Genomic DNA, 23212 nt, shown 5'->3' on the forward strand with positions numbered 1-23212 from the left:
CCCTGATGACTGTTTGCATCGCACATGGCGAGCGGTATTGCTACCTGTATCGATCCGTCCCCACGCCGTGCTGGCGTCAAGGGGTGTCGGGATCATCTTTAAGCAAGCAGGTACGAATGAATACTGGCATAACTGATAGGTACAACCTGCCAGCTCTTGATTGAAAGGCGTGGATCAGCCTATTTGAAGCGTCGCTCCACCCCTTTCTCCACGAGGACCTTGGCGGAGATCTCTTCCACCGAGAAATGCGTCGAGTTGATGTGCGGAATGTTTTCGCGGCGGAACAGGCTTTCCACCTCGCGCACCTCGAATTCGCACTGCGCGTAGCTGGAGTAGCGGCTGTTGGGCTTGCGCTCGTGGCGGATGGCTGTCAGGCGATCCGGGTCGATGGTCAGGCCGAACAGCTTTTCGCGATGCTGCTTGAGTGCCGCAGGCAGTTGCAGGCGCTCCATGTCGTCTTCGGTCAACGGATAGTTGGCCGCCCGGATGCCGAATTGCATGGCCATGTACAGACAGGTCGGGGTTTTGCCGCAGCGCGAGACGCCGACGAGGATGATGTCGGCCTTGTCGTAATAGTGCGTGCGTGCGCCATCATCGTTGTCCAGCGCAAAGTTCACCGCCTCGATGCGCTCCATGTAATTGGAGTTATGCCCGATGGAGTGCGATTTACCCACGGAGTAGGAGGAGTGTGAACTAAGCTCCTGCTCCAGCGGGGCGAGGAAGGTCGAGAAGATATCGATCATGAAGCCGTTGGACGTCGCCAGAATCTCGCGGATGTCCTGGTTGACGATGGTATCGAAGATGATCGGCCTCACATCGTCCTTGTCGGCGGCATTATTGATTTGTTGTACCATCGCCCGCGCCTTCTCGACGCTGTCGATATAGGGCCTGGTGAACTTGTTGAAAGTAATGTTTTCAAATTGTGCCAACAGGCTTTGGCCCAGGGTTTCGGCGGTGATGCCCGTGCCGTCCGAGATGAAGAAAGCGGATCGTTTCATTTTTGCCCAGGCCTTAAGCAGTTGAAGAATTCTGGCTATCATAGGCGTGCTTGCCGGTCCTGAGGGCCTGCAGATGCTGCTTTTTTACAAGCCCGGTTTTGAAGCATGGTTTTGAGCGCCCGATTTGCACGTCCGGGCAGATACGCCTGAAGCCACATAGCTTGTGGCTCGGGTGAATGAGCTTTTCCCAACAACAAACACAGTTAGTGGAGAGATCACCTTGGTAGAGTACGTAGTTTCCCTCGATAGGCTCGGCGTCCATGATGTAGAGCACGTGGGGGGCAAAAACTCGTCCCTCGGCGAGATGATCAGCAACCTCGCAGGTGCTGGTGTTTCGGTGCCCGGCGGCTTCGCGACTACCGCCCAGGCTTACCGTGACTTTCTCGAGCTCAGCGGCCTGAACGAGCAGATCCATGCTGCGCTGGACGCCCTTGACGTCGATGACGTCAATGCACTGGCCCGCACCGGTGCGCAGATTCGTCAGTGGATCATGGAAGCCGAGTTTCCCGAGCAGCTCAACGCCCAGATCCGTACTGCGTTTGCCGAGCTGTCTGCCGGCAATCCGAACCTGGCCGTGGCCGTGCGTTCCTCCGCAACTGCCGAAGACTTGCCGGATGCGTCGTTCGCAGGCCAGCAGGAGACCTTCCTTAACATCCGCGGCGTCGAGAACGTGATCCGCGCGGCCAAGGAAGTCTTCGCTTCACTGTTCAACGACCGTGCTATTTCCTACCGCGTGCACCAGGGCTTCGACCACAAGCTGGTCGCGCTGTCGGCGGGTGTGCAGCGCATGGTGCGCTCCGAGACCGGTACGGCGGGTGTCATGTTCACTCTCGACACTGAGTCCGGTTTTCGCGACGTGGTATTCATCACCGGCGCTTACGGTCTGGGTGAGACAGTTGTGCAGGGCGCAGTCAACCCGGACGAGTTCTATGTGCACAAGGACACGCTGGCGGCCGGCCGCCCGGCAATCCTGCGTCGCAACCTGGGCAGCAAGGCGATCAAGATGATTTACGGCGAAGAAGCCAAGGCCGGTCGCTCGGTCAAGGTGGTTGACGTCGAGCCTGCCGACCGCGCACGTTTCTGTCTGACCGATGCCGAAGTGTCCGAGCTGGCCAAACAGGCGATGATCATCGAGAAGCACTACAAGTGCCCGATGGACATCGAGTGGGCCAAGGACGGTGATGACGGCAAGCTGTACATCGTCCAGGCGCGTCCGGAAACCGTGAAGAGCCGTGCTTCGGCCAACGTCATGGAACGCTATCTGCTCAAGGAGACCGGCAAGGTGCTTGTCGAAGGCCGTGCCATCGGTCAGCGCATCGGCGCGGGCAAGGTGCGCATCATCAAGGACGTGTCCGAGATGGACAAGGTCCAGCCCGGCGACGTGCTGGTGTCGGACATGACCGACCCGGACTGGGAACCGGTCATGAAGCGCGCCAGCGCAATCGTCACCAACCGTGGCGGTCGTACCTGCCACGCGGCGATCATCGCCCGTGAGCTGGGCATCCCGGCAGTGGTCGGCTGTGGCAACGCCACGCAGACCCTCCAGGATGGCCAGGGTGTAACGGTTTCCTGCGCCGAGGGCGACACCGGTTATATCTTCGAAGGCGAGTTGGGCTTCGACATCAAGACCAATTCGGTCGATGCCATGCCTGATCTGCCGTTCAAGATCATGATGAACGTCGGCAACCCGGACCGTGCCTTTGATTTCGCCCAGTTGCCCAATGCCGGTGTCGGTCTGGCGCGTCTGGAGTTCATCATCAACCGCATGATCGGCGTGCACCCCAAGGCGCTGCTCAACTATTCGGTGTTGCCACCGGAAATCAAGGAAAGCGTCGACAAGCGCATCGCCGGTTACGACGATCCGGTCGGTTTCTATGTCGAAAAGCTGGTCGAGGGCATCAGTACCCTGGCCGCCGCGTTCACGCCGAAGAAGGTCATCGTGCGCCTCTCGGACTTCAAGTCCAATGAGTACGCGAACCTGATCGGCGGCAAGCTCTACGAACCCGAAGAAGAAAACCCGATGCTGGGCTTCCGCGGTGCTTCGCGCTATATCAGCGAGAACTTCCGCGACTGCTTCGAGCTGGAGTGCCGTGCGCTCAAGCGTGTGCGCGAGGAGATGGGCCTGACCAATGTCGAGATCATGGTGCCGTTTGTCCGCACCCTGGGCGAGGCGAGCCAGGTCATCGATCTGCTGGCGGCCAACGGTCTGAAGCGTGGCGAAAACGGCCTGCGCATCATCATGATGTGCGAGCTGCCGTCCAACGCGATTCTGGCGGAAGAGTTCCTGGAGTATTTCGATGGCTTCTCCATCGGCTCCAACGACCTGACCCAGCTGACGCTCGGCCTCGATCGTGACTCCGGCGTGATCGCTCACCTGTTCGACGAGCGTAACCCGGCGGTCAAGAAGCTGCTGTCCAACGCCATTCAGGCGTGCAACAAGGCCGGCAAGTACATCGGTATCTGCGGGCAGGGGCCTTCCGATCACCCGGATCTGGCGCGCTGGCTGATGGATCAGGGGATCGAGAGCGTCTCGCTCAACCCCGATTCGGTACTGGAAACCTGGTTCTTCCTTGCCGAGGCACAGGCGCCTGTCTGACAGGCGGCTCGCCTGAGGCGCGGTCCTCGCAAGACCGGGCTTCCTTGTGACGCGAACGCGGCCTGAGCCGTCATGTGCTTCAGGTGTTTGAATGAGGCGGTTTCTTCGGAAGCCGCCTTTTTTATGGCGCACCGCGAGACCCCGGAGCATGTGGTTTCATCCCGTCTGTCAAACCAGATAAAGAGTGATATGCAGAGCAGCAGCCAGCTTTTTCCCGTTGCCTTGATCAGTGCCGAGCGTCGTGGCGATCTGGTCGAGGACGTCTACCGTCTCAAACCTGCCAACAGTCCCGACGCCAGTGTCGAACTGGCGGTGACCCGACTGGGGCGCGTCGATCAGCCTGATGTGCGTGGCACTCCGGTGATACTGCTGCATGGCAGCTTTTCCAACCGGCGCTTCTGGTATTCGCCCAAGGGCATCGGTCTGGGCGCGTATCTGGCGCGTGCCGGCTATGACGTATGGATTCCTGAAATGCGCGGCCATGGCTTGTCGGCTCGCAACCTGAGTTATCGCAGCAATTGCGTGGCCGACTACGCGCGTTTCGATTTGCCAGCCATTGCCGCGTTCGTCGTCGAGCAAAGTGGTCAGATACCGCACTGGATCGGCCACTCGCTGGGTGGCACCAGCCTGGCGGCAGCCTTGGGCGGTCAGTATCTGGGTGTTGATACTGCGGCGTCGGTGGCGCTGTTCGGCAGTCAGGTCAGCCGTACCTACTGGCCGCTGAAAGTCCCGCCGCTGCAATGGTCTGCGAAGTTGTTGCTGAGGTCCTTCGAGCATGTCTCCGGACCGCGTTTCAAGCGTGGTCCCGAAGACGAGCCGATCGGCCTGGTTCTGGAAAGCATGCGCTGGCACGGGCTTTTCGGACGTTTCGGTGAGCGTGACAATAACTGGTGGGCAGGGTTGAGCGCGGTTCAGGTGCCGCTTCTGGCTGTCGCTGCGGTCGGCGACCATCAGGACCCGGTGTGGGCTTGCCGTGAACTGTTCGAGCAGATCGGCAGCGAACACAGGCAATTCCTCTGCCTGGGCCGCGAACACGGCTTCAGCGAGGATTTCGACCATGTGCAGATGCTGGTCAGCAAGGCCGCGCAGCAGCAGGTCTGGCCGCGCGTGATCGAATGGCTGGGCGAGCGTTCCGTTCCTGAACAGGTTGCAGAGTTTCAGGTCGCGGTAGGCAGTTAGCCGGTAAAGTCGCTATGGTTAGCCTCATCCGGTCGTGTCTTTTTCACTAAACCGTCCGCATCAGTCGCGTCCCAATAGCCGATGAAAGGAGTTGTCCCATGCACTACCTCACCCCCGATCTGTGTGACGCCTATCCGGACCTGATTCAGGTTGTGGAGCCGATGTTCAGCAATTTTGGCGGCCGCGATTCGTTTGGTGGCCAGATCGTCACGCTGAAATGTTTCGAGGACAACTCCAAGGTCAGGGAGCAGGTCGAGCTCGACGGCAAGGGCAAGGTACTGGTCGTCGACGGCGGTGGTTCGCTGCGTTGCGCGCTGCTGGGTGACATGCTGGCAGACAAGGCTGCAAAGAACGGTTGGGAAGGCATGTTGATCTACGGCTGCGTCCGTGACGTGGACGTCATCGCCCAGACCGATCTGGGTGTCCAGGCGCTCGCCAGTCATCCGAAGAAAACCGAGAAGCGCGGCATAGGCGAACTGAATGTGCCGGTGACCTTTGGCGGCGTGACGTTCCGCCCGGGTGAGTACCTGTATGCCGACAACAATGGCGTCATCATTTCCCCATCACCCCTGACCATGCCGGAATAAGCGAAGTATCCATGTTCGATGAAGCAAACGCGCAGTGGGGGCTGGTCCATGCCCTCGTTTTGGACGGTAAGGGTGGGGCGCGTTTCATTGCTCGAACCGAGTTGCAGGACCTTGTGTTGAAGCCAGAAGAAAGTGTCTGGCTGCATTGGGATCGTAGCCACCCGCAGACACATGCCTGGCTGCGCACCGGCAGCGGTCTGAGCGAGTTTGCCTGCGACCTGTTGCTGGAAGAGAACACCCGGCCGCGTTTGCTGCCGTTGCCGGAGCAGGAGTTGCTGCTGTTTCTGCGCGGTGTGAACCTGAACCCAGGTGCCGAACCGGAAGACATGGTCTCGGTACGTATCTCTGCCGCCGCGCAGCGGGTGATCTCGCTGCGCCTGCGTCCGCTGCGTGCCACCGAAGAACTGATTGAGCTGCTGGGGCAGGGCAAGGGTCCGAAAAGCGCCTCGGAGCTGATCCTGCACCTGGCGCAGCACCTCACTGACAAGGTTCAGGATCTGGTGGGTGAACTGACCGAGTCGGTCGATGAAGAGGAAGAAAAGAACGACGCCGACGAACGGTACAGTCCTGAGCATGGCAAGCTGCTGCATATCCGTCGACGCGCCGCCGGCCTGCGCCGGTTCCTTGGGCCGCAGCGGGATATTTATGGCCAGCTTTCACGCATCAAGCTTTCCTGGTTTGCTCATGACGACGCTGATTACTGGAATGAGCTGAACAACAGCCTGACCCGTTATCTGGAAGAGCTCGAGCTGACCCGCGAACGGGTGGGGTTGCTGCTGGAGTCCGAGGACCGGCGCCTGCGCGAGCACATGAACCGCACCATGTACCGCTTCGGGATCATTACCTGTATCTTTCTGCCGATGAGTTTTCTCACCGGTCTGCTGGGTATAAACGTTGGCGGCATTCCGGGTTCGGCCAGTTCGTACGGCTTTCTGGTGGCCTGTCTGCTGATCGTCGCACTGGGCGCAGGGCAGTGGTGGCTGTTCCGCCGTTTGCGTTGGGTATAGGGCGAGCCCGGATGGTTTTTTGATGAGCCTGTGTGACTTGTTGTTTTCGCGTCGCGTCTTTGAATGACATTACGTGAGGTGCCTGATGCACGATCCGTTTGAAGAATCTTTACGCGACATGCTCAATTCTTCATCCTCCAGCCGGGATGATGACGCATGTCTGGGACGCGTCCTGAAGACCGCCAATCGCCAGGTCGGCGCCGGTGTGTTGTTCGGGTTGCTGGGCCGTTGGTCGGAGGCGCTGATGATCGCCGTGAACAACGGCTCGGCCCATGTATCTCCCGTTTCTCGCCGCACCTCGACAGGTGCGCGTTCTATCGATAAGGCTGATTGAGCATGGAACTGAATCTCTGGACCCAGAGCCTTCTTGCTGCAATGACTGCATTGTGGACCAAAGTCGCAAACTTCATCCCCAACCTGTTCGGCGCCCTGGTTGTGGTGCTGCTCGGTTTTGTCGTCGCCAAGCTGCTCGACACACTGCTTTCCAAATTGCTGGCCAAACTGGGCCTTGATCGTCTGGTCGGCGGTACCGGTCTGACCAAGATCATCGGCCGCGCTGGCGTCAAGGTGCCGGTCTCCACGCTGATCGGCAAGGTCGTCTACTGGTTCGTTCTGCTTATCTTCCTCGTATCGGCTGCTGAATCACTGGGCCTGCAGCGGGTCTCGGCTACGCTGGACATGCTGGCGCTGTATTTGCCCAAGGTATTTGGTGCAGCACTGGTGCTGCTGGTCGGTGTACTGCTGGCGCAATTGGTCAATGGCCTGGTGCGCGGCGCTGCCGAAGGGGTAGGGATAGACTACTCTGCCGGCCTGGGGCGAATTGCCCAAGGGCTGGTCATTATCATCAGTATTTCGGTCGCCATCAGCCAGCTCGAGGTCAAGACCGACCTGCTGAATCACGTTATTGTGATTGCGCTGATTACCGTTGGTCTGACAGTGGCGCTTGCCCTGGGCCTCGGCAGTCGCGAAATTGCCGGGCAGATCATCGCCGGAATCTATGTCCGCGAGCTGTTTCAGGTCGGGCAACAGGTACAGATTGGGGATACGGAAGGGCAGATCGAGGAAATCGGTACGGTCAAGACAACGCTACTGACAGACGAGGGGGAGCTGGTGTCATTTTCAAACCGCATCCTGCTCGAGCAGAGAGTAAGCAGCCGTTAAGCGGTTAACCTGCTAATGTATGCCGCCACGTTGCCGATACAGGGCATGGCGGACATTGACCTGACTGTCGGCAAGATTTGTTTTGAATAAACCTCAACCGTTTTCGACGCGCTACGACCCACGTGAGCTCTCAGATGAGGAGCTGGTCGCGCGCGCCCACGTCGAGCTGTTCAACGTGACGCGGGCCTACGAAGAATTGATGCGCCGTTACCAGCGAACACTTTTTAACGTGTGCGCGCGGTATCTGGGGAACGATCGCGATGCTGACGATGTCTGTCAGGAGGTGATGCTTAAAGTGTTGTATGGGTTGAAAAATTTTGAAGGTAAATCTAAATTTAAAACCTGGCTGTACAGCATCACCTACAATGAATGCATCACGCAGTACAGGAAGGAACGGCGTAAGCGTCGCTTGATGGACGCGCTGAGTCTGGATCCACTTGAGGAAGCGTCGGAAGAAAAGGCGCCCAAACCTGAAGAACGGGGCGGACTTGATCGCTGGCTTGTGTATGTGAACCCGATCGATCGGGAGATTCTGGTCCTGCGTTTTGTCGCAGAACTTGAATTCCAGGAAATCGCTGACATCATGCACATGGGCTTGAGCGCAACGAAAATGCGTTACAAGCGGGCTTTAGATAAATTACGAGAGAAATTTGCGGGAATCGCCGAAACTTAATACGGTGCAAATATCTCTAACAAACTGGCAAGGTCTGTTAGACTTGCCGCTGAGTTGTCCCCATGTGTGGGACTGCTTAATAATCATCAGATGGGGATTTAACGGATGAAACTGAAAAACACCTTGGGCTTGGCCATTGGTACTATTGTTGCCGCAACGTCGTTCGGCGCTCTGGCTCAAGGCCAAGGCGCGGTCGAAATCGAAGGCTTCGCCAAGAAAGAATACTACGACAGCGATCGTAACTTCAAAAACGACGGCAACCTGTTCGGCGGCTCCGTTGGCTACTTCCTGACTGACGATGTTGAACTGCGTCTGGGCTACGACGAAGTCCACAACGTCCGTAGCGACAGCGGCAAGAACATCAAGGGCGCAGACACCGCTCTGGACGCTCTGTACCACTTCAACAACCCAGGCGACATGCTGCGTCCATACGTATCTGCCGGTTTCTCTGACCAGAGCATCGGTCAAGACGCCCGCCGTGGCCGTGACGGTTCCACCTTCGCCAACATCGGCGGCGGCGCCAAGCTGTACTTCACTGACAACTTCTATGCCCGTGCAGGCGTTGAAGCTCAGTACAACATCGACCAAGGCAACACCGAATGGGCGCCTAGCGTCGGTATCGGCGTAAACTTCGGCGGCGGCAGCAAGAAAGTAGAAGCAGCTCCAGCTCCAGTAGCTGAAGTGTGCTCCGACAGCGACAACGACGGCGTGTGCGACAACGTCGACAAGTGCCCGGACACCCCAGCCAACGTTACCGTTGACGCTGATGGCTGCCCAGCAGTTGCCGAAGTGGTTCGTGTTGAGCTGGACGTGAAGTTCGATTTCGACAAATCCGTAGTCAAGCCTAACAGCTACGGCGACATCAAGAACCTCGCTGACTTCATGCAGCAGTACCCACAGACCACCACCACTGTTGAAGGTCACACTGACTCCGTCGGTCCTGACGCTTACAACCAGAAACTGTCCGAGCGTCGTGCAAACGCCGTTAAACAGGTCCTGGTCAACCAGTACGGTGTTGGCGCTAGCCGCGTAAACTCGGTTGGTTACGGCGAAAGCAAGCCAGTTGCTGATAACGCAACTGAAGCTGGCCGCGCAGTTAACCGTCGCGTAGAAGCAGAAGTAGAAGCTCAAGCTAAGTAATTAGCCGCTTGTACTGAAAAGCCCGGCTTAGGCCGGGCTTTTCTTTGCCTGCGATTTGGCATTGCGTCTGTTCAGGCGGGCCTGCAGTCAGCCGGCATTCAACTGCGCATGGTCCATCAGGGTTTGGTTCAGCAGCTCATTGCTGTACGCGGCAACCGAGCCGATCACCAGAATGGCGGGGCTCTTCAATTGGAAAGCGGCTGCGTCCTGTTGCATGGCATTCAGGGTGCTGCGGCATTCGCGCTGCCACGGCAGCGAAGCGTTCTCGATCATCGCCACCGGCATCTCGCCACTCATTCCGCCTGCCAGCAGGCTCTCGCGAATTTCCGCCAGTTTTGCTACGCCCATGTAAACCACCAGGGTGGTTCCGCCTTGCGCGAGTGCCTGCCAGTTGAGGGTGCTGTCGTCCTGAGTGTGGGCGGTGACCAGCGTCACGCCGCGGCTTATACCGCGCAGGGTCAGCGAAATGCCGCACTGTGTTGCACCGGCAAGACCCGCTGTAATGCCGTTGACCAGCTCCACGGCAACACCGCGTTCCTGCAGCCACTGCGCCTCTTCACCGCCACGTCCGAAGATGCACGGATCGCCGCCTTTGAGGCGCACGACGCATTTGCCCTGACGCACATAGCGCAGCATCAGGCGATGGATAAACGCTTGCGGCGTCGAACGGCAACCGCCGCGCTTGCCGACCGCAATGACCCGCGCTCCCGGGCAATGTTCCAGCACTGCGGTGTTGACCAGATCATCGATCAGCACCACGTCGGCTTCACCCAAGGCACGTACTGCCTTGAGGGTCAGCAATTCCGGGTCACCGGGGCCCGCGCCTACCAGCCATACTTTTGCGCTCATGCCGCATTCCTCATTCTGTAACCGCCACGGTATTGATCAGTCTTCTTATTTCTGGCACGCAGGAGCCGCACTGGGTGCCGCAGCCCAACTGTGTCTTGAGTTGATTCAGGTTCAGGCCACGCTCGATAGCGCTCATTACCGCGCTCTGGCTGACGTTCATGCAGTTGCACAGGGTCTTGTCGCGAGTCTGTGTCGAATCTTTGCCCGGTTCACTGCGCAGCGGTGCCAACAGCCAGCGCCGCAATGAAGCATCGACTCGCTCTTCCAGCCACAACGTCTGCAGCCAATGCTGGGCAAGTGTTTCACCGGCCAGGCGAATCGCGGTAATACGTCCGTCGTCGATCCCTACCCGCTTACCGATCGAGCGTCTGGGGTCGTCATACGTCATGACCGGTCCTTCATCCAGGCCCAGTACACGGTCAATCTGCTGCAGCAGCCCTGAATCGGGTGCTTTTGCGCTGGCGGCGCGTATCACCAGAGCCGGGCGCTCGCGTCCGGCAAGGCCCATGCTCAGGTAAGTGAAGGTCTCGCACAAGGGGCGCAGCTTTTCCATTCGTTGCTGCACGTTGCCCTCGACCAGCGCAAAGAACTGCCAGGGCAGGTGGGCTTTTTCGATCCTGACGCCGGCGTGCTTGAGTTCCGGTTGCTTCGAGACCGGGTCGAAGGCTGGCTGGGTGAGAACGTTGACACCCCCCTTTAGGAACCTGTCGCCCCAGTGCATCGGCACAAAGGCCTGGCCGACTGCAACGCTGTCCTCGCTGCCGACCGGCAACAGCAGTTCGCCGCGCCGACTGATCAGTTTGACCAGGTCGCCGGGTTGCAGGTCATGGCTGAGCATGTCCTGTGGATTGAGGCTCAGCACAGCTTCGCTGACATGCCCGAACAAGCGGGCAGCGGTGCCGGTGCGGCTCATGCCGTGCCACTGATCGCGCAGCCTGCCGGTGTTGAGTGTCAGCGGGTAGTCGGCATCGCGCAATTCCCTGGCGGCGATGTAAGGCTCGGACAGAAACTGCGCCCGGCCTGAATCGGTGGGGAAGATACCGTCGCAGTAAAGACGCGGCGTACCGCTGCCGGCACCACGCGGGAAGGGCCATTGTTGTGGGCCCTGCTGGTCGATGAGCTCGCGGTCGATTCCGGACATGTCCAGATCGCGCCCCACCGTCAGGCCCTTGAACTCATCGAACAAGGCTTGGGGTGTAGCGAAATCGAACAGCGCAGGGGCGTCGGGTCGCAGGCGTTTTTGCAGGCGCTGGGCGAAATCCACCGTGATTGCCCAGTCGGAGCGCGCTTCGCCGGGCGACTGGATGGCCTTGCGCACGTTGGATATGCGCCGTTCGGAGTTGGTCACCGTGCCTTCTTTCTCGCCCCAGCTGGCAGCAGGCAGCAACAGATCGGCATAACGCGCGGTTTCGGTGGTCGTGAAAGCTTCCTGAAGTACCACGAACGGGCAGGTTTCCAGCGCTTGCCTGATGCGGTTCTGGTCGGGCAGTGACTGTGCCGGGTTGGTGCAGGCGATCCACAGGGCCTTGATTGTTCCGTTTTGCAATTGCTCGAACAGTTCGATGGCTGAAAGGCCGGGGCTGGCAGGCAGGCTGTCGACACCCCAGTAGGCTGCAACCTCGTGGCGGTGTTGAGGATTTGCCGCGTCACGATGGCCAGGCAGCAAGTTGGACAGGCTGCCGGTTTCACGTCCGCCCATGGCGTTGGGCTGGCCAGTGAGCGAGAAGGGCCCTGCGCCGGGTTTGCCAATCTGTCCGGTCGCCAGGTGCAGATTGATCAGTGCGCTGTTTTTCGCGCTGCCTGCCGTGGACTGATTCAGCCCCATGCACCATAGCGACAGAAAAGCCGGAGCTTCGCCCACCCAGCGGGCGCAGGTGTGCAGTTGTTCAAGGGGGATGCCGCAGAGGGCGGCCACGTGTTCGGGCGGGTAATCACCGGCCAGCGTGGCCAGTTCCTCGTAGCCCTGCGTGTGCGCGGCAATGAACGACGGGTCGATCAGCCGTTCGCTCATCAAGATATGCAGAATGCCGTGAAACAGCGCGACGTCTGTGCCGGGCTGAATCGCCAGGTGCAGGTCGGCCAGTTCGCAGGTATCGGTGCGCCGTGGGTCGATGACGATGAGTTTCATCTGCGGCCGACGACTTTTCGCCTCTTCCAGACGACGAAACAGAATCGGGTGCGCGTACGCCATGTTGCTGCCGACGATCATCACGCAATCGCTCAGTTCGATATCTTCGTAACTGCATGGCGGTGCGTCGGCGCCAAGGCTGCGCTTGTAGCCAGCCACGGCCGAGGACATGCACAGCCGTGAGTTGCTGTCGATATTGTTGGTGCCGATCAGTGCGCGCGCCAGCTTATTGAACGCGTAGTAGTCCTCGGTCAGCAACTGGCCGGAAATGTAGAAGGCGACGCTGTCGGGACCGTGTTCGCGAATGCTCTCGGCGAACACGTTGGCCGCGTGTTCCAGCGCGGTGTCCCAATCGGTGACACTACGCGCCAGGCTTTTGCTCAGGCGCAGTTCCGGGTACAGCGCGCGGGCTTCGATGTCACCGGTCAGGTGCAGGCTGGAACCTTTGCTGCACAGCTTGCCGAAGTTGGCCGGGTGCTTCGGATCGCCACTGACGCCGAGAATATTCTCGCCGCCATGCTCGATCAGTACGCCGCAGCCCACGCCGCAATAGCAGCAGGTAGACGCCGTGACGCGAGGGGCGTGAAGGGCAAGGCTGTTCATGCGCAGGCGGCCTCCGGGGCAACGGGTTTGCCGAACATCAGGTGGTCGCGTATGGCATCGATTCCCTGGCCATCACGGATCTGCTGCAAGTACCAGTTGCCGTCGGCGGTGTCGCCGTACAGGCAGGCGCCGACCAGTACGTCGTTCTTGATGACCAGCTTCTTGTAGACACCGCCGATGGGGTCGGAAAGAGTGATGCTTTCAGTGCCTTCACCGCCGAGGAAATCTCCGGCGGAAAACAGGTCGATGCCGGTGACTTTCAGCTTGGTCGAGGTGACCGAGCCCGGATAACGCGCAAAGCCCAGTTGCGCAAGGTGGTTGGCGCAGACCCGCGCCTGCTCGAACAGCGGCGCCACCAGCCCATAAGCGATACCACGGTGGCTGACGCATTCGCCAATCGCGTAGATGCGCGGATCGTAGGTCTGCAGGGTGTCATTGACCAGGATGCCCCGGTTGCAGGGCAGGCCGGCTTGCTCGGCCAATTCGGTATTGGGCCGTATGCCTGCGGCCATGACCACCAGATCGGCGTCGATCCTGTCGCCGTTGTTGAATTGCACCGCAGTTACGCGGCCCTGATCATCGCCGAGCAGGGCGTCGGTCTGCTCGTCGAGGCGAAAGCTCAGGCCGCGCTTCTCCAGTGCCGCTTGCAGCATCCTTCCGCTGGTCTTGTCCAGTTGGCGCTCCAGCAGCGTCTGGCCGTTATGAATCACCGTGACGTGCATGCCGCGCAGGCTCAAGCCGTTGGCTGCTTCCAGGCCGAGCAGCCCGCCGCCGATGACGACTGCGCGCTTGTAAGTGACGGCGGTGTCGATCATCTGCTGCGTGTGGCCGATGTCGCGATAACCGATAACACCGTTCAGTGTGTTGCCGGGGATCGGCAGTATGAACGGCCGCGAACCGGTGGCAATCAGCAGCCGATCGTAATGGGCCTGGGTGCCGTCATCGGCGATCACCACGCGTCTGATGCGGTCGATCTTCACCACGCGACGGTTGAGCAACAACTGGATGCCGTTGCGCTCGTACCAGTCGAGATCGTTGAGCACGATGTCTTCGAAATTCTGTTCGCCGGCCAGTACTGGCGACAGCAGGATGCGATTGTAGTTGGGGTGTGGCTCGGCGCCGAAGACCGTGATGTCGTATAGGTCTTCGCTCAGTTTCAGCAACTCTTCGAGTGTGCGCACGCCGGCCATGCCGTTGCCGATCATCACCAGTTTGAGTTTGGTCATCTTGCCTCCGAGTCACTGCAGCGCGTGCTCGACACGTTTCGCGCAAACAAAAAAAGGCGTCCCGTCAGTGGTCTGACGAGGACGCCTTTGTCCGGTCCCGTTCTCTCGGGAGACGCAGCCTTCATCGTTGAGGGCTGCGTGTTATGAATTATCTGCCATGTGCCATGCAGCGCTTGTGCCAACTCGGATTTGCCGGCCTGCGCGGCGTGCGGTCGATAGCGCAGGCCCTTTCTGCACTGCGTTGAGGCGCGCTGCACAGAAGCGGGGCGCAAGGGCTCAATGGCGACCCATCAGCCAGATCACCAGCACCAGGTTGAACAGCAGCGAGAGCAGCGCCAGCGTTCGCCAGACTTTCAGCGGTTCGCGTTCCAGAAGCGGACGCGGTTTGGTCACCAGCGGGCGATGCTCGGCCTGCTCCAGTTCCAGCAACCACTGTTCGGCGGTTTCGTAACGCTGGTGCGGGTCGGCATGCAGTGCCTTGTCCAGGCTGTGGCTCAACCACTGCGGCAGATCCGGCCGGTAACGGCTGGCAGGTATCGGCGTGCCGAAGCGACGGTGCTGAAAGGCTTCGATCTCGCCGTAAGGGTATTGCCCTGTCAGCAGGTAATACAAGGTGACACCTGCCGCGTACAGGTCCTGCTGCGGATGCGGTTCGGCACCGTTGAAGGCCTCCGGTGCTATATAGCTCGGTGTGCCGGGCAGGTCTTCGGTATTGACGGCCGAAAGGCCCGGACAGAACGCCAGGCCGAAATCCAGCAGGCGCAGCTCGCCGTCGTCGGCCAGCAGCAGGTTTTCCGGTTTGATATCGCGATGTATGATGTTGCGTCGATGCAGCAGGCCCGTGGCCCGCAGCAGTCGGGTGGCGAGGTCCTGCCACTGGAGCAGTGGCAACGGGACCTTGTCAGTGAAGAGTTCCGCCAGAGTGTGTCCGCGATACTCGCGCATCACGTAATACAGATGCTGACGGTCTGTCAGTGGGTGTATTTCTGGAAAGAAGCGCCCGGCGACCCGGCGCAGAAACCATTCCTCCAGCAGCAAACCCTGACCGGCGCCGGTCTCTTCATGGCGACTGGCTGGCAGGGTTTTCAGCAGCCAGGGTTGCTCATGGATATCGGTGACCCGATAAACGACGGACTGGCGTGATTGCGCCACGATGCTGCCGACTTTCCAGCCCTCGAATGTCTGATCGGCCTTGAGCGCGGGTGGCAGCGGCCATTGCTGCAATTGCTGCAGCGTATCCCCCAGATCGTCCTCGCCGAGCTTGTCGACCTGGATCACCAGAGCGCTGGCATTGTCCTGACTGCCGGCCAGGTGTGCCGCGCTGACCAGTGTTTTCACCGCCGAGTCGAGGTCGTTCTGTTCGCTCAGAATCGAGCGAATACTTGCGTCCCCCAGGGTCGCCCAGACGCCATCGCTGACCAGCAGCAGGCGCTCGCCCTCACACAGCTCGCCGTCCAGATAATCCATGACCACGTACTGATCCAGACCCAGCGCACGCTTGAGCACATGCTGCATGTCGGGCTGTTCCCAGACGTGATCTTCACTGATGCGTTTGAGCGTCCCGCTCTGCCAGCGATAAGCCCGGCAGTCGCCGACATGGGCGAGAGTAAAGCGCCGACCGCGCAGTACCAGAGCGCTGAGGGTGGTCAGCAGACCGTTGGCCAGCAGCCAGCGATTCTGCGCCAGCAGCAGGCGATCCAGGGACTGCGCCACGCCCCAGGTTTCCGGCGTGGCGTAATAGTCGAGGGCCAGTGCCTGCAGGGTCGACTGCGCGGCCAGTGCGCCATCGGCGCACTGGCTGACGCCGTCGGCAAGGGCGACCAGATAGCCCTTGCTGGCGGCCAGCGCCGGGACTGGAGTGACCAGGCGCACGGCGTCCTGATTCTCCGCTCGCGGTCCGCTGGCGCTGAACTGCGCAAACTGCAGTTGCAGGGTCATCGGCGCTTCAGACCCGAGCCGCCGTGACTGCAGCCGAACCCCAGGTGGTTCTCCAACGACGCTTGACGTTCAGCAGGCCGAACCAGGCCAGTACCGCCAGGCCTGCGAACAGCCACAGGCCCAACTGGTAGTCGCCGGTGTTCTGTTTGATGGTGCCCAGGCCCGCCGCCAGCAGGAAGCCACCGATACCACCCGCCATGCCGATCAAGCCGGTCATGACTCCGATTTCCTTGCGGAAACGCTGCGGTACCAGCTGGAACACCGCGCCGTTGCCGGCACCCAGGCCCAGCATGGCGGCTACGAACAGCGCCAAAGCGGCCCACGAGCTCGGCAGGTTAAAGCCCACGGCGGCAATGCCGATGGCGGCAACCGCATACATCACGGTCAGCGTGCGAATCCCGCCGAAACGGTCGGCCAGCGCGCCACCCAGCGGGCGCATCAGGCTGCCGCCGAATACGCAGGCAGCGGTGTAGTAACCGGCAGTGATCGGGCTCAAGCCATACTGGTCGTTGAAATAGCCGGGCAGGGCGCTGGCCAGGCCGATGAAACCACCGAACGTCACGCTGTAGAAAAACATGAACCACCAGCTGTCACGATCACCCAGCGCCTTGAGGTAGTCCGCCACGGATTTGGGTTTGCTGCGTTGCGGGGCGTTGCGTGCCATCAGGGTGAAGGCGATCAGGGTCAGAATCAGCGGGATCAGCGCCAGGCCGAAGACGTTGCCCCAGCCGAAGCTGGCGGCCAGTACCGGCGCGATCAGTGCCGCCAGTACAGTGCCCGAATTGCCCGCGCCGGCGATGCCCATGGCCTTGCCCTGATGCTGGGCTGGATACCATTGTGACGCCAAGGGCAGCGCGACAGCGAACGAAGCACCGGCCATACCGAGGAACAGGCCCAGCACCAGCACCTGGCCGTAGGTGTGAATACCCAATTGCCACGCAGCCAGCAGCGCGCCGATGACGATCACCTGGCCGATGATCCCGGCTGTCTTGGGCGACAGTTGGTCGGCCAGCAGTCCCATGAAAAACCGCAGCACCGCACCGGCCAGAATCGGCGTGGCGACCATCAGGCCACGTTGCTGGGTGGTCAGGTGCAGGTCAGTGGCAATCTGCACCGCCAGCGGGCCAAGCAGGTACCAGACCATGAAGCTCAGGTCGAAATAGAGAAAGGCCGCGAACAGGGTCGGTTTGTGGCCTGCCTTCCAGAAGCTTGTATCCATGTGAACACCTCATCTCATCTGTTGGTTAGTCAGTCGGGCCATGACCGCGACACGGGTTGTTCAGACGCTGTGGTGGAGGGTTCCGAATGACGGCGACTCCACCGGCCCCTGCGCCCGGGGCCAAAACGCAAAAACGTCGCCTCTCTGTCCATGGGGGCGGAAAGAGATGAGCGACGTCTTTGTCGTAAAAGGTGATAGCCGCCGTTGGCTACCGGTGCGATTGCTTTAGCAATAGACGGGCCAATGGCCGTGCAGGCGCGTCAGCCGAACGTTGCAGGCAGGTTGTATGGTCTTCAGGAGTTGTGGGTGAGCGGATGGACGACCTTGAACCGGGCGTTGCTCAGCACGCGCGCTGCAAAAAAGGGCATGGCGGCGAAAAGCCAGATTGCGATTTGCGCAGTTCGTATAAAGCAGCAGGGGCGGGCGGATTAATAGAATGACGAATGATTTATTAAAGTTCAAACTATTTAATATTATTTAATGTGCCATCAGTTTTGCGCGTAAGTACTGTCATTGTGATGCTGTTTCGATACACGTTCATGATGACCTTAATGTATATAAATCAATACGCAGTTCCCTACAGTTGTACGATAACAATGCGGCAAATATTTAATTTACTTTGCATGTTATCTCTGAGAGCATCGCTTCTGTCGCTACGTGTGACGCTTATTAAACAGAAGGTGATTTCACTTTTCAATCCGGTAATCTGTAGTTGCAGTTTGCCAGTCAATTTCGATAAATGCTTACTTTGAAAGAAGTAATCGGCTACTCGCTCTTTTCTCGGCTTCCGGTTGTCTTCGACACTTGAACGCCCGACACACTCTGCACCTCGGCATTGCACCCGTGCCTGCCGTGTTGTCTTCCTCTCCGCGCCGCATGTAAAGGCGCCTGCAAAGGACATCATCATGAGTAACATCCATTACGCCCCTACCATCTGGTCCCGTGCCGATGCGTTGAAGGTCAATGAAAATGACCCGACCACCACGCAGCCGCTGGTAAAAGCGGACTTCCCGGTCATGAGTGATACGGTCTTCATCTGGGACACCATGCCATTGCGCCAGCTCGACGGCACGGTGGTCTCGGTCAACGGCTGGTCGGTCATCGTCACACTGACCGCCGATCGCCACCCCGACGATCCGCAGTATCTAGGCGCCAACGGCCGCTACGACATCAAGCGCGACTGGGAAGATCGTCACGGGCGGGCGCGCATGTGCTACTGGTATTCGCGCACCGGCAAGAACTGGATCTTCGGTGGCCGGGTCATGGCCGAAGGCGTGTCACCCACCACCCGCGAGTGGGCGGGCACACCGGTACTGTTGAATGACCAGGGTGATATTGATCTTTACTACACCTGCGTGACACCGGGGGCGACAATTGCCAAAGTCCGCGGTCGTATTGTGACGTCCGATCAGGGCGTGGAGTTGAAAGACTTTACCCAGGTCAAAAAGCTGTTCGAGGCCGACGGCACTTATTATCAAACCGAAGCGCAGAACTCGACGTGGAACTTCCGCGACCCCAGTCCGTTTATTGATCCCAATGATGGCAAGTTGTATATGGTCTTTGAAGGTAATGTCGCTGGCGAACGCGGTACACATACAGTTGGCGCTGCGGAACTTGGCCCGGTGCCACCAGGTCATGAAGAAATTGGCGGTGCGCGTTTTCAAGTGGGCTGTATCGGTCTGGCGGTTGCCAAAGATCTCAGCGGTGAAGAGTGGGAAATACTACCGCCACTGGTGACTGCGGTGGGTGTCAATGATCAGACTGAACGCCCGCATTATGTCTTTCAGGACGGCAAGTATTATTTGTTCACCATCAGCCACAAGTTTACGTATGCCGACGGCGTGACCGGGCCGGATGGCGTTTACGGTTTTGTTGGCGAGCATCTGTTCGGGCCTTACCGGCCGATGAACGCATCCGGACTGGTGTTGGGCAATCCGCCTGCGCAGCCTTTCCAGACGTACTCCCACTGCGTGATGCCGAACGGCCTGGTCACGTCGTTCATCGACAGCGTGCCCACCAGCGGCGATGACTACCGTATCGGTGGCACCGAGGCGCCGACGGTGAGAATCCTGTTGAAGGGCGACCGCTCGTTCGTGCAGGAAGAGTATGACTACGGCTACGTGCCGGCGATGAAGGATGTGCAACTGAGCTGACTGGCTGCGCCCCTGTAACCCCTGAGGAACGCCTGTGCAGGCAGGCGTTCTTCGTGGCTTCAGCCCAGCAGTTCGCTCATGACGATAATCTGCTCGGCCACCTGAATCAGCTTCTGCTGGCGACTCATTGCCTGACGTCGCATCAGCGTATAAGCGTCCTCTTCGTTGCAATCCTTCATCTTCATCAGCAGCCCCTTGGCCAGTTCGATGCGCTTGCGCTCGGCCAGTTGCTGGTCGCGGGCATGCAATTGCGCGCGCAGCGCCTGATCGCTTTCAAAGCGTGCCATTGCCACATCCAGAATCGGTTGCAGCCGTTGCGCCTGAATACCCTCGACGATATAAGCGCTGACCCCGGACTTGATCGCCTGGCGCATCACGCCTGGATCGTGCTCGTCGGTGAACATCACGATGGGCCGTGGCTGGTCGCGGCTGACCAGCACTACTTGCTCCATCACATCGCGACCTGGTGATTCGGTGTCGATCAGGATGACGTCCGGGCGCACGGCTTCAACGCGTGCGGGCAGGTCGATGATCAGTCCGGATTCGTCGATCACTTCGAAACCGGCTTCTATCAAGGCCGACCTGAGGCGCCCGACCTTTTTGGCAGTGTCATTGATAAGCAGGATACGCAGCATGGTTACGTTCTCCGTCAACGACTGGCTACAGCAGGCACGTCGTCGGCCAGCGAGTGGAGCCTGAAGCTACGCGCGTAGCCTGCCGGATCGCTGCCGTCCCAGACCCTGCCATCGATCAGCTGGCTGCTGCGCAAGGTTGCGGCGGGTACGTCGATGCCCAGCGCACTGGCTGCCTGACGGTACAGGTCGAGTTGCTGGACGCGACTGGCCACCGCTAGGTAATCCGGGTCTTCGCGCAACAGGCCCCAGCGTCGGAACTGGGTCATGAACCACATGCCGTCGGACATCCAGGGGTAGTTGACCTGTCCCTGAGCATGGAAGCTGACGGCGTTAGGGTCTTGCCAGCGATTGCCGAGACCGTCGCTGTACTGGCCGAGCAAACGCGGCTCGATGCAGTCCACCGAGGTGTCCAGGTAATCGGCACCGCTTAGCAGTTGCGCGGTGCTGCGCCGGTTATCGTCGTTTTCCTCGATGAAGCGGCTGGCTTCCAGTACGGCCATGATCAGCGCTCTGGCAGTGTTGGGGTTCTGCTCGACAAACTCACGGGTGCAACCGAGCACCTTGCCCGGGTGATCCGGCCAGATCGCCTGACTGGTCGCCATGGTGAAGCCCAGTTGCTGCTGCACTGCGCTGGCGCCCCAGGGTTCGCCGACGCAGAAACCGTCGATGCGACCGGCCTGCAGGTGTTGCGCCATTTGCGTGGGTGGCACCACGACACTGGTCACATCATCGAGCGGATGAATGCCTTGGCTGGCCAGCCAGTAGTAGAGCCACATGGCATGGTTGCCGGTGGGGAATGTCTGCGCGAAGGTCAGCTTTGAGCCGCTTTGGTGCGCGCGTTTGTCCAGTGCTTCAGGAGTGATCACGCCTGCCTGCTGCAACTCGCGGGACAGGTTGATGCACTGGCCGTTCTGGTTGAGCCCCATGAGGATGGCCATGTCGGTCGCCGGGCCACCGCTGATGCCCAGTTCCACGGCATATATCAGGCCGTACAGGCTGTGTGCCGCCTGCAACTGCCCGCTGACCAGTCTGTCGCGCAGCCCGGCCCAGGAGGTCTGACGCTCCAGGTTCAGGCTCAGGCCGTAAGGCTGGGCGAAGCCCTGGGTGGCCGCGACCACCAGCGGAGCGCAGTCGGTCAATGCCATGAAGCCCACGTCCAGGCTGTTCATTTCCGGGGCGTCGCTACCGGCCACCCAGTCCAGCGCATTACCGGTTCGTTCTTTCATCGCGCGTGCTTCATCAAAGGTCCGTCCAGAAAAAAGGCGTCGTCCGACCCATTGCCAATGCAAGTGTCGAAGCGACGCCGTTGTCCACGCACCGCTCCGCCGTTGGAGTGAGTGCCGATAGCGGTTTCAAGCAAGGCATATGCCATCGCGGGGGGAGGGCGAGCAACAAGTTTGTCGCGCGCCTCGCTTGACAGGCCCGCACACGTCTATAATCGCCACCCTGAATTCAGCTGCTCACGAGCCCATCCCGCCATGTATAACCTGGCCCGCCAGTTACTGTTCAAACTTTCCCCGGAAACCTCTCATGACCTGTCGCTGGACCTGATCGGTGCAGGCGGACGGCTGGGCCTCAATGGCCTGCTGAGCAAGTCCCCGGCGAAGTTGCCGGTCAGCGTGATGGGCCTCGAGTTTCCCAACCCTGTAGGGCTGGCAGCGGGTCTCGACAAGAATGGCGCGGCCATCGATGGCTTCGCGCAACTGGGCTTCGGTTTCGTCGAGATCGGCACGGTGACGCCACGTCCGCAGCCGGGCAATCCCAAGCCGCGTATTTTCCGCCTGCCCAACGCCGAGGCGATCATCAATCGCATGGGCTTCAACAATCTGGGTGTCGACAACCTGGTGTCCCGTGTCGAAGCAGCAAAGTATCGCGGCGTTCTGGGTATCAATATCGGCAAGAACGTCGACACGCCGGTCGAGCGCGCGGTAGACGATTACCTGATCTGTCTGGACAAGGTCTATGCCCATGCCAGCTACGTCACGGTCAATGTCAGTTCGCCCAACACGCCGGGGCTGCGCAGCCTGCAGTTCGGCGATTCGCTCAAGCAACTGCTCCAGGCGCTGAGCCTGCGCCAGCAGGAGCTGACGCAACGGCATGGCAGGCGTGTGCCGCTGGCGATCAAGATTGCCCCGGACATGACCGACGAAGAAACCGTGCTGGTGGCCGCAGCCCTGATCGAATCCGGTATGGACGCAGTCATCGCCACCAACACCACGCTCGGCCGCCAGGGTGTCGAAGGTTTGCCGCACGGTGACGAGGCGGGTGGATTGTCCGGCGCGCCGGTTCGGGAAAAAAGCACGCACATCGTCAAGGTGCTGGCCGGTGAGCTCGCGGGCCGTCTGCCGATCATCGCCGCCGGAGGGATCACCGAAGGCCGGCATGCCGCCGAGAAAATCGCTGCGGGTGCCAGTCTGGTGCAGATATATTCGGGTTTCATTTACAAGGGCCCTGCGCTGATTCGCGAGTCGGTGGATGCCATTGCGGCGATGCCTCGCGTCGCACACTGAACCCGGGGGTAAAAAAAGGGGCTCTCCGAGAGAGCCCCTGGGCGTTGGCCCGCCGCCCGGGTCGGGCGTGCATGGTGCAGGTGTGAATCAGTCAATCATGTGTGTGGCCCGACAGAGGCCTGAATGTCTTTGATTTGAATCGCCTCATCCGACCGCGTGAAGTTCGTTGAGTCTGTGGATGCCCGCAGTGCCGGTCATACCGTCCCAGTTGTCGCCGCGTCCTTCGCGCCAGCCATTGATCCATGCCTGGCGTACTGACGGTAGAGTAAAAGGGCAAAGCTCACGGGATTTGCCATGAACGCCGTATTGATAACCGCGTAAAAATGCTCTTTCCAACGGATCACGCTTAAGTCTTCTCATAGGGTAATGCCCTCGTCTGTTGACTGTAATATCCCTGAGACCCCGTATTGAGGTCGGGCAGAATCTTCTGCCGTTGGGGCCCGCTGCCGGCGTCGCGGGCCTTGATGCCATCACCATTGCGGCGATGACCTGAGACGATTTCTAACCAAAGCGAAGGGCGGTGTGAATGATCGTTTTGTCATAAGCACGTCACATTCAGGTCTGTCGAGCAATAAGCGGTGACCTGTTTCAACCATGATATTTTCTGCAG

At 59.8% G+C, this 23212-nt stretch carries 18 protein-coding genes and 1 pseudogene; 10 read left to right on the forward strand and 9 right to left on the reverse strand.

Annotated elements, in window-relative coordinates:
- Positions 1–179: 179 nt before the first annotated feature.
- A complete protein-coding gene (gene ppsR, locus BLR20_RS01405; RefSeq protein WP_007249927.1) occupies positions 180–998 on the reverse strand; it encodes a posphoenolpyruvate synthetase regulatory kinase/phosphorylase PpsR in 819 nt (272 codons plus the stop codon).
- Between the two features lie 220 nt (positions 999–1218).
- Here ppsR and ppsA point away from each other — a divergent pair, with 220 nt between their 5' ends.
- The 8 genes from ppsA to BLR20_RS01445 all read left to right on the forward strand — a co-directional run bounded on the left by ppsA (position 1219) and on the right by BLR20_RS01445 (position 9341).
- Positions 1219–3594, forward strand: coding sequence for a phosphoenolpyruvate synthase (gene ppsA / locus BLR20_RS01410; protein ID WP_054993032.1), 2376 nt, complete (start codon positions 1219–1221; stop codon positions 3592–3594).
- Between the two features lie 189 nt (positions 3595–3783).
- Positions 3784–4773, forward strand: a complete 990-nt coding sequence (locus BLR20_RS01415; protein ID WP_032614550.1) for an alpha/beta fold hydrolase — start codon at positions 3784–3786, stop codon at positions 4771–4773.
- Between the two features lie 98 nt (positions 4774–4871).
- Positions 4872–5360, forward strand: coding sequence for a ribonuclease E activity regulator RraA (gene rraA / locus BLR20_RS01420; RefSeq protein WP_003315690.1), 489 nt, complete (start codon positions 4872–4874; stop codon positions 5358–5360).
- Between the two features lie 11 nt (positions 5361–5371).
- Positions 5372–6367 (forward strand): zinc transporter ZntB, encoded by a 996-nt coding sequence (locus BLR20_RS01425; protein WP_054993031.1) that lies wholly within the window; start codon positions 5372–5374, stop codon positions 6365–6367.
- Positions 6368–6452: 85 nt separating this feature from the next.
- Positions 6453–6701 (forward strand): crfX protein, encoded by a 249-nt coding sequence (locus BLR20_RS01430; protein WP_003383654.1) that lies wholly within the window; start codon positions 6453–6455, stop codon positions 6699–6701.
- 2 nt (positions 6702–6703) lie between these two features.
- Positions 6704–7528, forward strand: a complete 825-nt coding sequence (locus tag BLR20_RS01435; protein ID WP_010428133.1) for a mechanosensitive ion channel family protein — start codon at positions 6704–6706, stop codon at positions 7526–7528.
- An 82-nt stretch (positions 7529–7610) separates the two neighbouring features.
- Positions 7611–8201 carry an RNA polymerase sigma factor SigX gene (gene sigX, locus BLR20_RS01440; RefSeq protein ID WP_003315686.1) on the forward strand — a complete coding sequence of 197 codons (591 nt, stop codon included), beginning with the start codon at positions 7611–7613 and terminating at the stop codon, positions 8199–8201.
- A 105-nt stretch (positions 8202–8306) separates the two neighbouring features.
- Positions 8307–9341 (forward strand): OmpA family protein, encoded by a 1035-nt coding sequence (locus tag BLR20_RS01445; RefSeq protein ID WP_003392951.1) that lies wholly within the window; start codon positions 8307–8309, stop codon positions 9339–9341.
- Between the two features lie 87 nt (positions 9342–9428).
- On the opposite strand, the gene cobA is transcribed toward BLR20_RS01445, so the two are convergent.
- The 5 genes and pseudogenes from cobA to BLR20_RS01470 all read right to left on the reverse strand — a co-directional run bounded on the left by cobA (position 9429) and on the right by BLR20_RS01470 (position 17304).
- A complete protein-coding gene (cobA, locus tag BLR20_RS01450; protein WP_054993030.1) occupies positions 9429–10190 on the reverse strand; it encodes a uroporphyrinogen-III C-methyltransferase in 762 nt (253 codons plus the stop codon).
- A gap of 10 nt (positions 10191–10200) precedes the next feature.
- Positions 10201–12921: a nitrate reductase gene (locus tag BLR20_RS01455; RefSeq protein WP_054993029.1), complete on the reverse strand. Its 2721-nt coding sequence runs from the start codon at positions 12919–12921 to the stop codon at positions 10201–10203.
- 26 nt (positions 12922–12947) lie between these two features.
- Positions 12948–14147: pseudogene (locus BLR20_RS01460) on the reverse strand (NAD(P)/FAD-dependent oxidoreductase); the annotation flags it as partial.
- A 276-nt stretch (positions 14148–14423) separates the two neighbouring features.
- On the reverse strand, positions 14424–16085 hold the full coding sequence (locus BLR20_RS01465) for a bifunctional protein-serine/threonine kinase/phosphatase (protein ID WP_054993028.1): 1662 nt from the start codon (positions 16083–16085) through the stop codon (positions 14424–14426).
- A 7-nt stretch (positions 16086–16092) separates the two neighbouring features.
- A complete protein-coding gene (locus BLR20_RS01470; protein WP_054993027.1) occupies positions 16093–17304 on the reverse strand; it encodes a nitrate/nitrite transporter in 1212 nt (403 codons plus the stop codon).
- Positions 17305–18209: 905 nt separating this feature from the next.
- Between BLR20_RS01470 and BLR20_RS01485 the strand changes: the two genes are divergently transcribed.
- Complete coding sequence (locus tag BLR20_RS01485; protein ID WP_054993024.1) at positions 18210–19457, forward strand: glycoside hydrolase family 68 protein; 1248 nt, start codon at positions 18210–18212, stop codon at positions 19455–19457.
- A gap of 59 nt (positions 19458–19516) precedes the next feature.
- Here the strand turns inward: BLR20_RS01485 and BLR20_RS01490 are convergent, their stop codons facing one another.
- Both BLR20_RS01490 and BLR20_RS01495 read right to left on the reverse strand, forming a co-directional pair.
- Positions 19517–20092, reverse strand: coding sequence for an ANTAR domain-containing response regulator (locus BLR20_RS01490; RefSeq protein ID WP_054993023.1), 576 nt, complete (start codon positions 20090–20092; stop codon positions 19517–19519).
- Between the two features lie 14 nt (positions 20093–20106).
- Positions 20107–21318, reverse strand: a complete 1212-nt coding sequence (locus BLR20_RS01495; RefSeq protein WP_054993022.1) for a CmpA/NrtA family ABC transporter substrate-binding protein — start codon at positions 21316–21318, stop codon at positions 20107–20109.
- 252 nt (positions 21319–21570) lie between these two features.
- Between BLR20_RS01495 and BLR20_RS01505 the strand changes: the two genes are divergently transcribed.
- Positions 21571–22602, forward strand: coding sequence for a quinone-dependent dihydroorotate dehydrogenase (locus BLR20_RS01505; RefSeq protein ID WP_010428110.1), 1032 nt, complete (start codon positions 21571–21573; stop codon positions 22600–22602).
- A gap of 144 nt (positions 22603–22746) precedes the next feature.
- Here the strand turns inward: BLR20_RS01505 and rmf are convergent, their stop codons facing one another.
- On the reverse strand, positions 22747–22962 hold the full coding sequence (rmf, locus tag BLR20_RS01510; RefSeq protein WP_002553055.1) for a ribosome modulation factor: 216 nt from the start codon (positions 22960–22962) through the stop codon (positions 22747–22749).
- Positions 22963–23212: the final 250 nt, after the last annotated feature.

It is taken from the genome of Pseudomonas congelans (assembly GCF_900103225.1).
GTDB lineage: Bacteria > Pseudomonadota > Gammaproteobacteria > Pseudomonadales > Pseudomonadaceae > Aquipseudomonas > Aquipseudomonas congelans.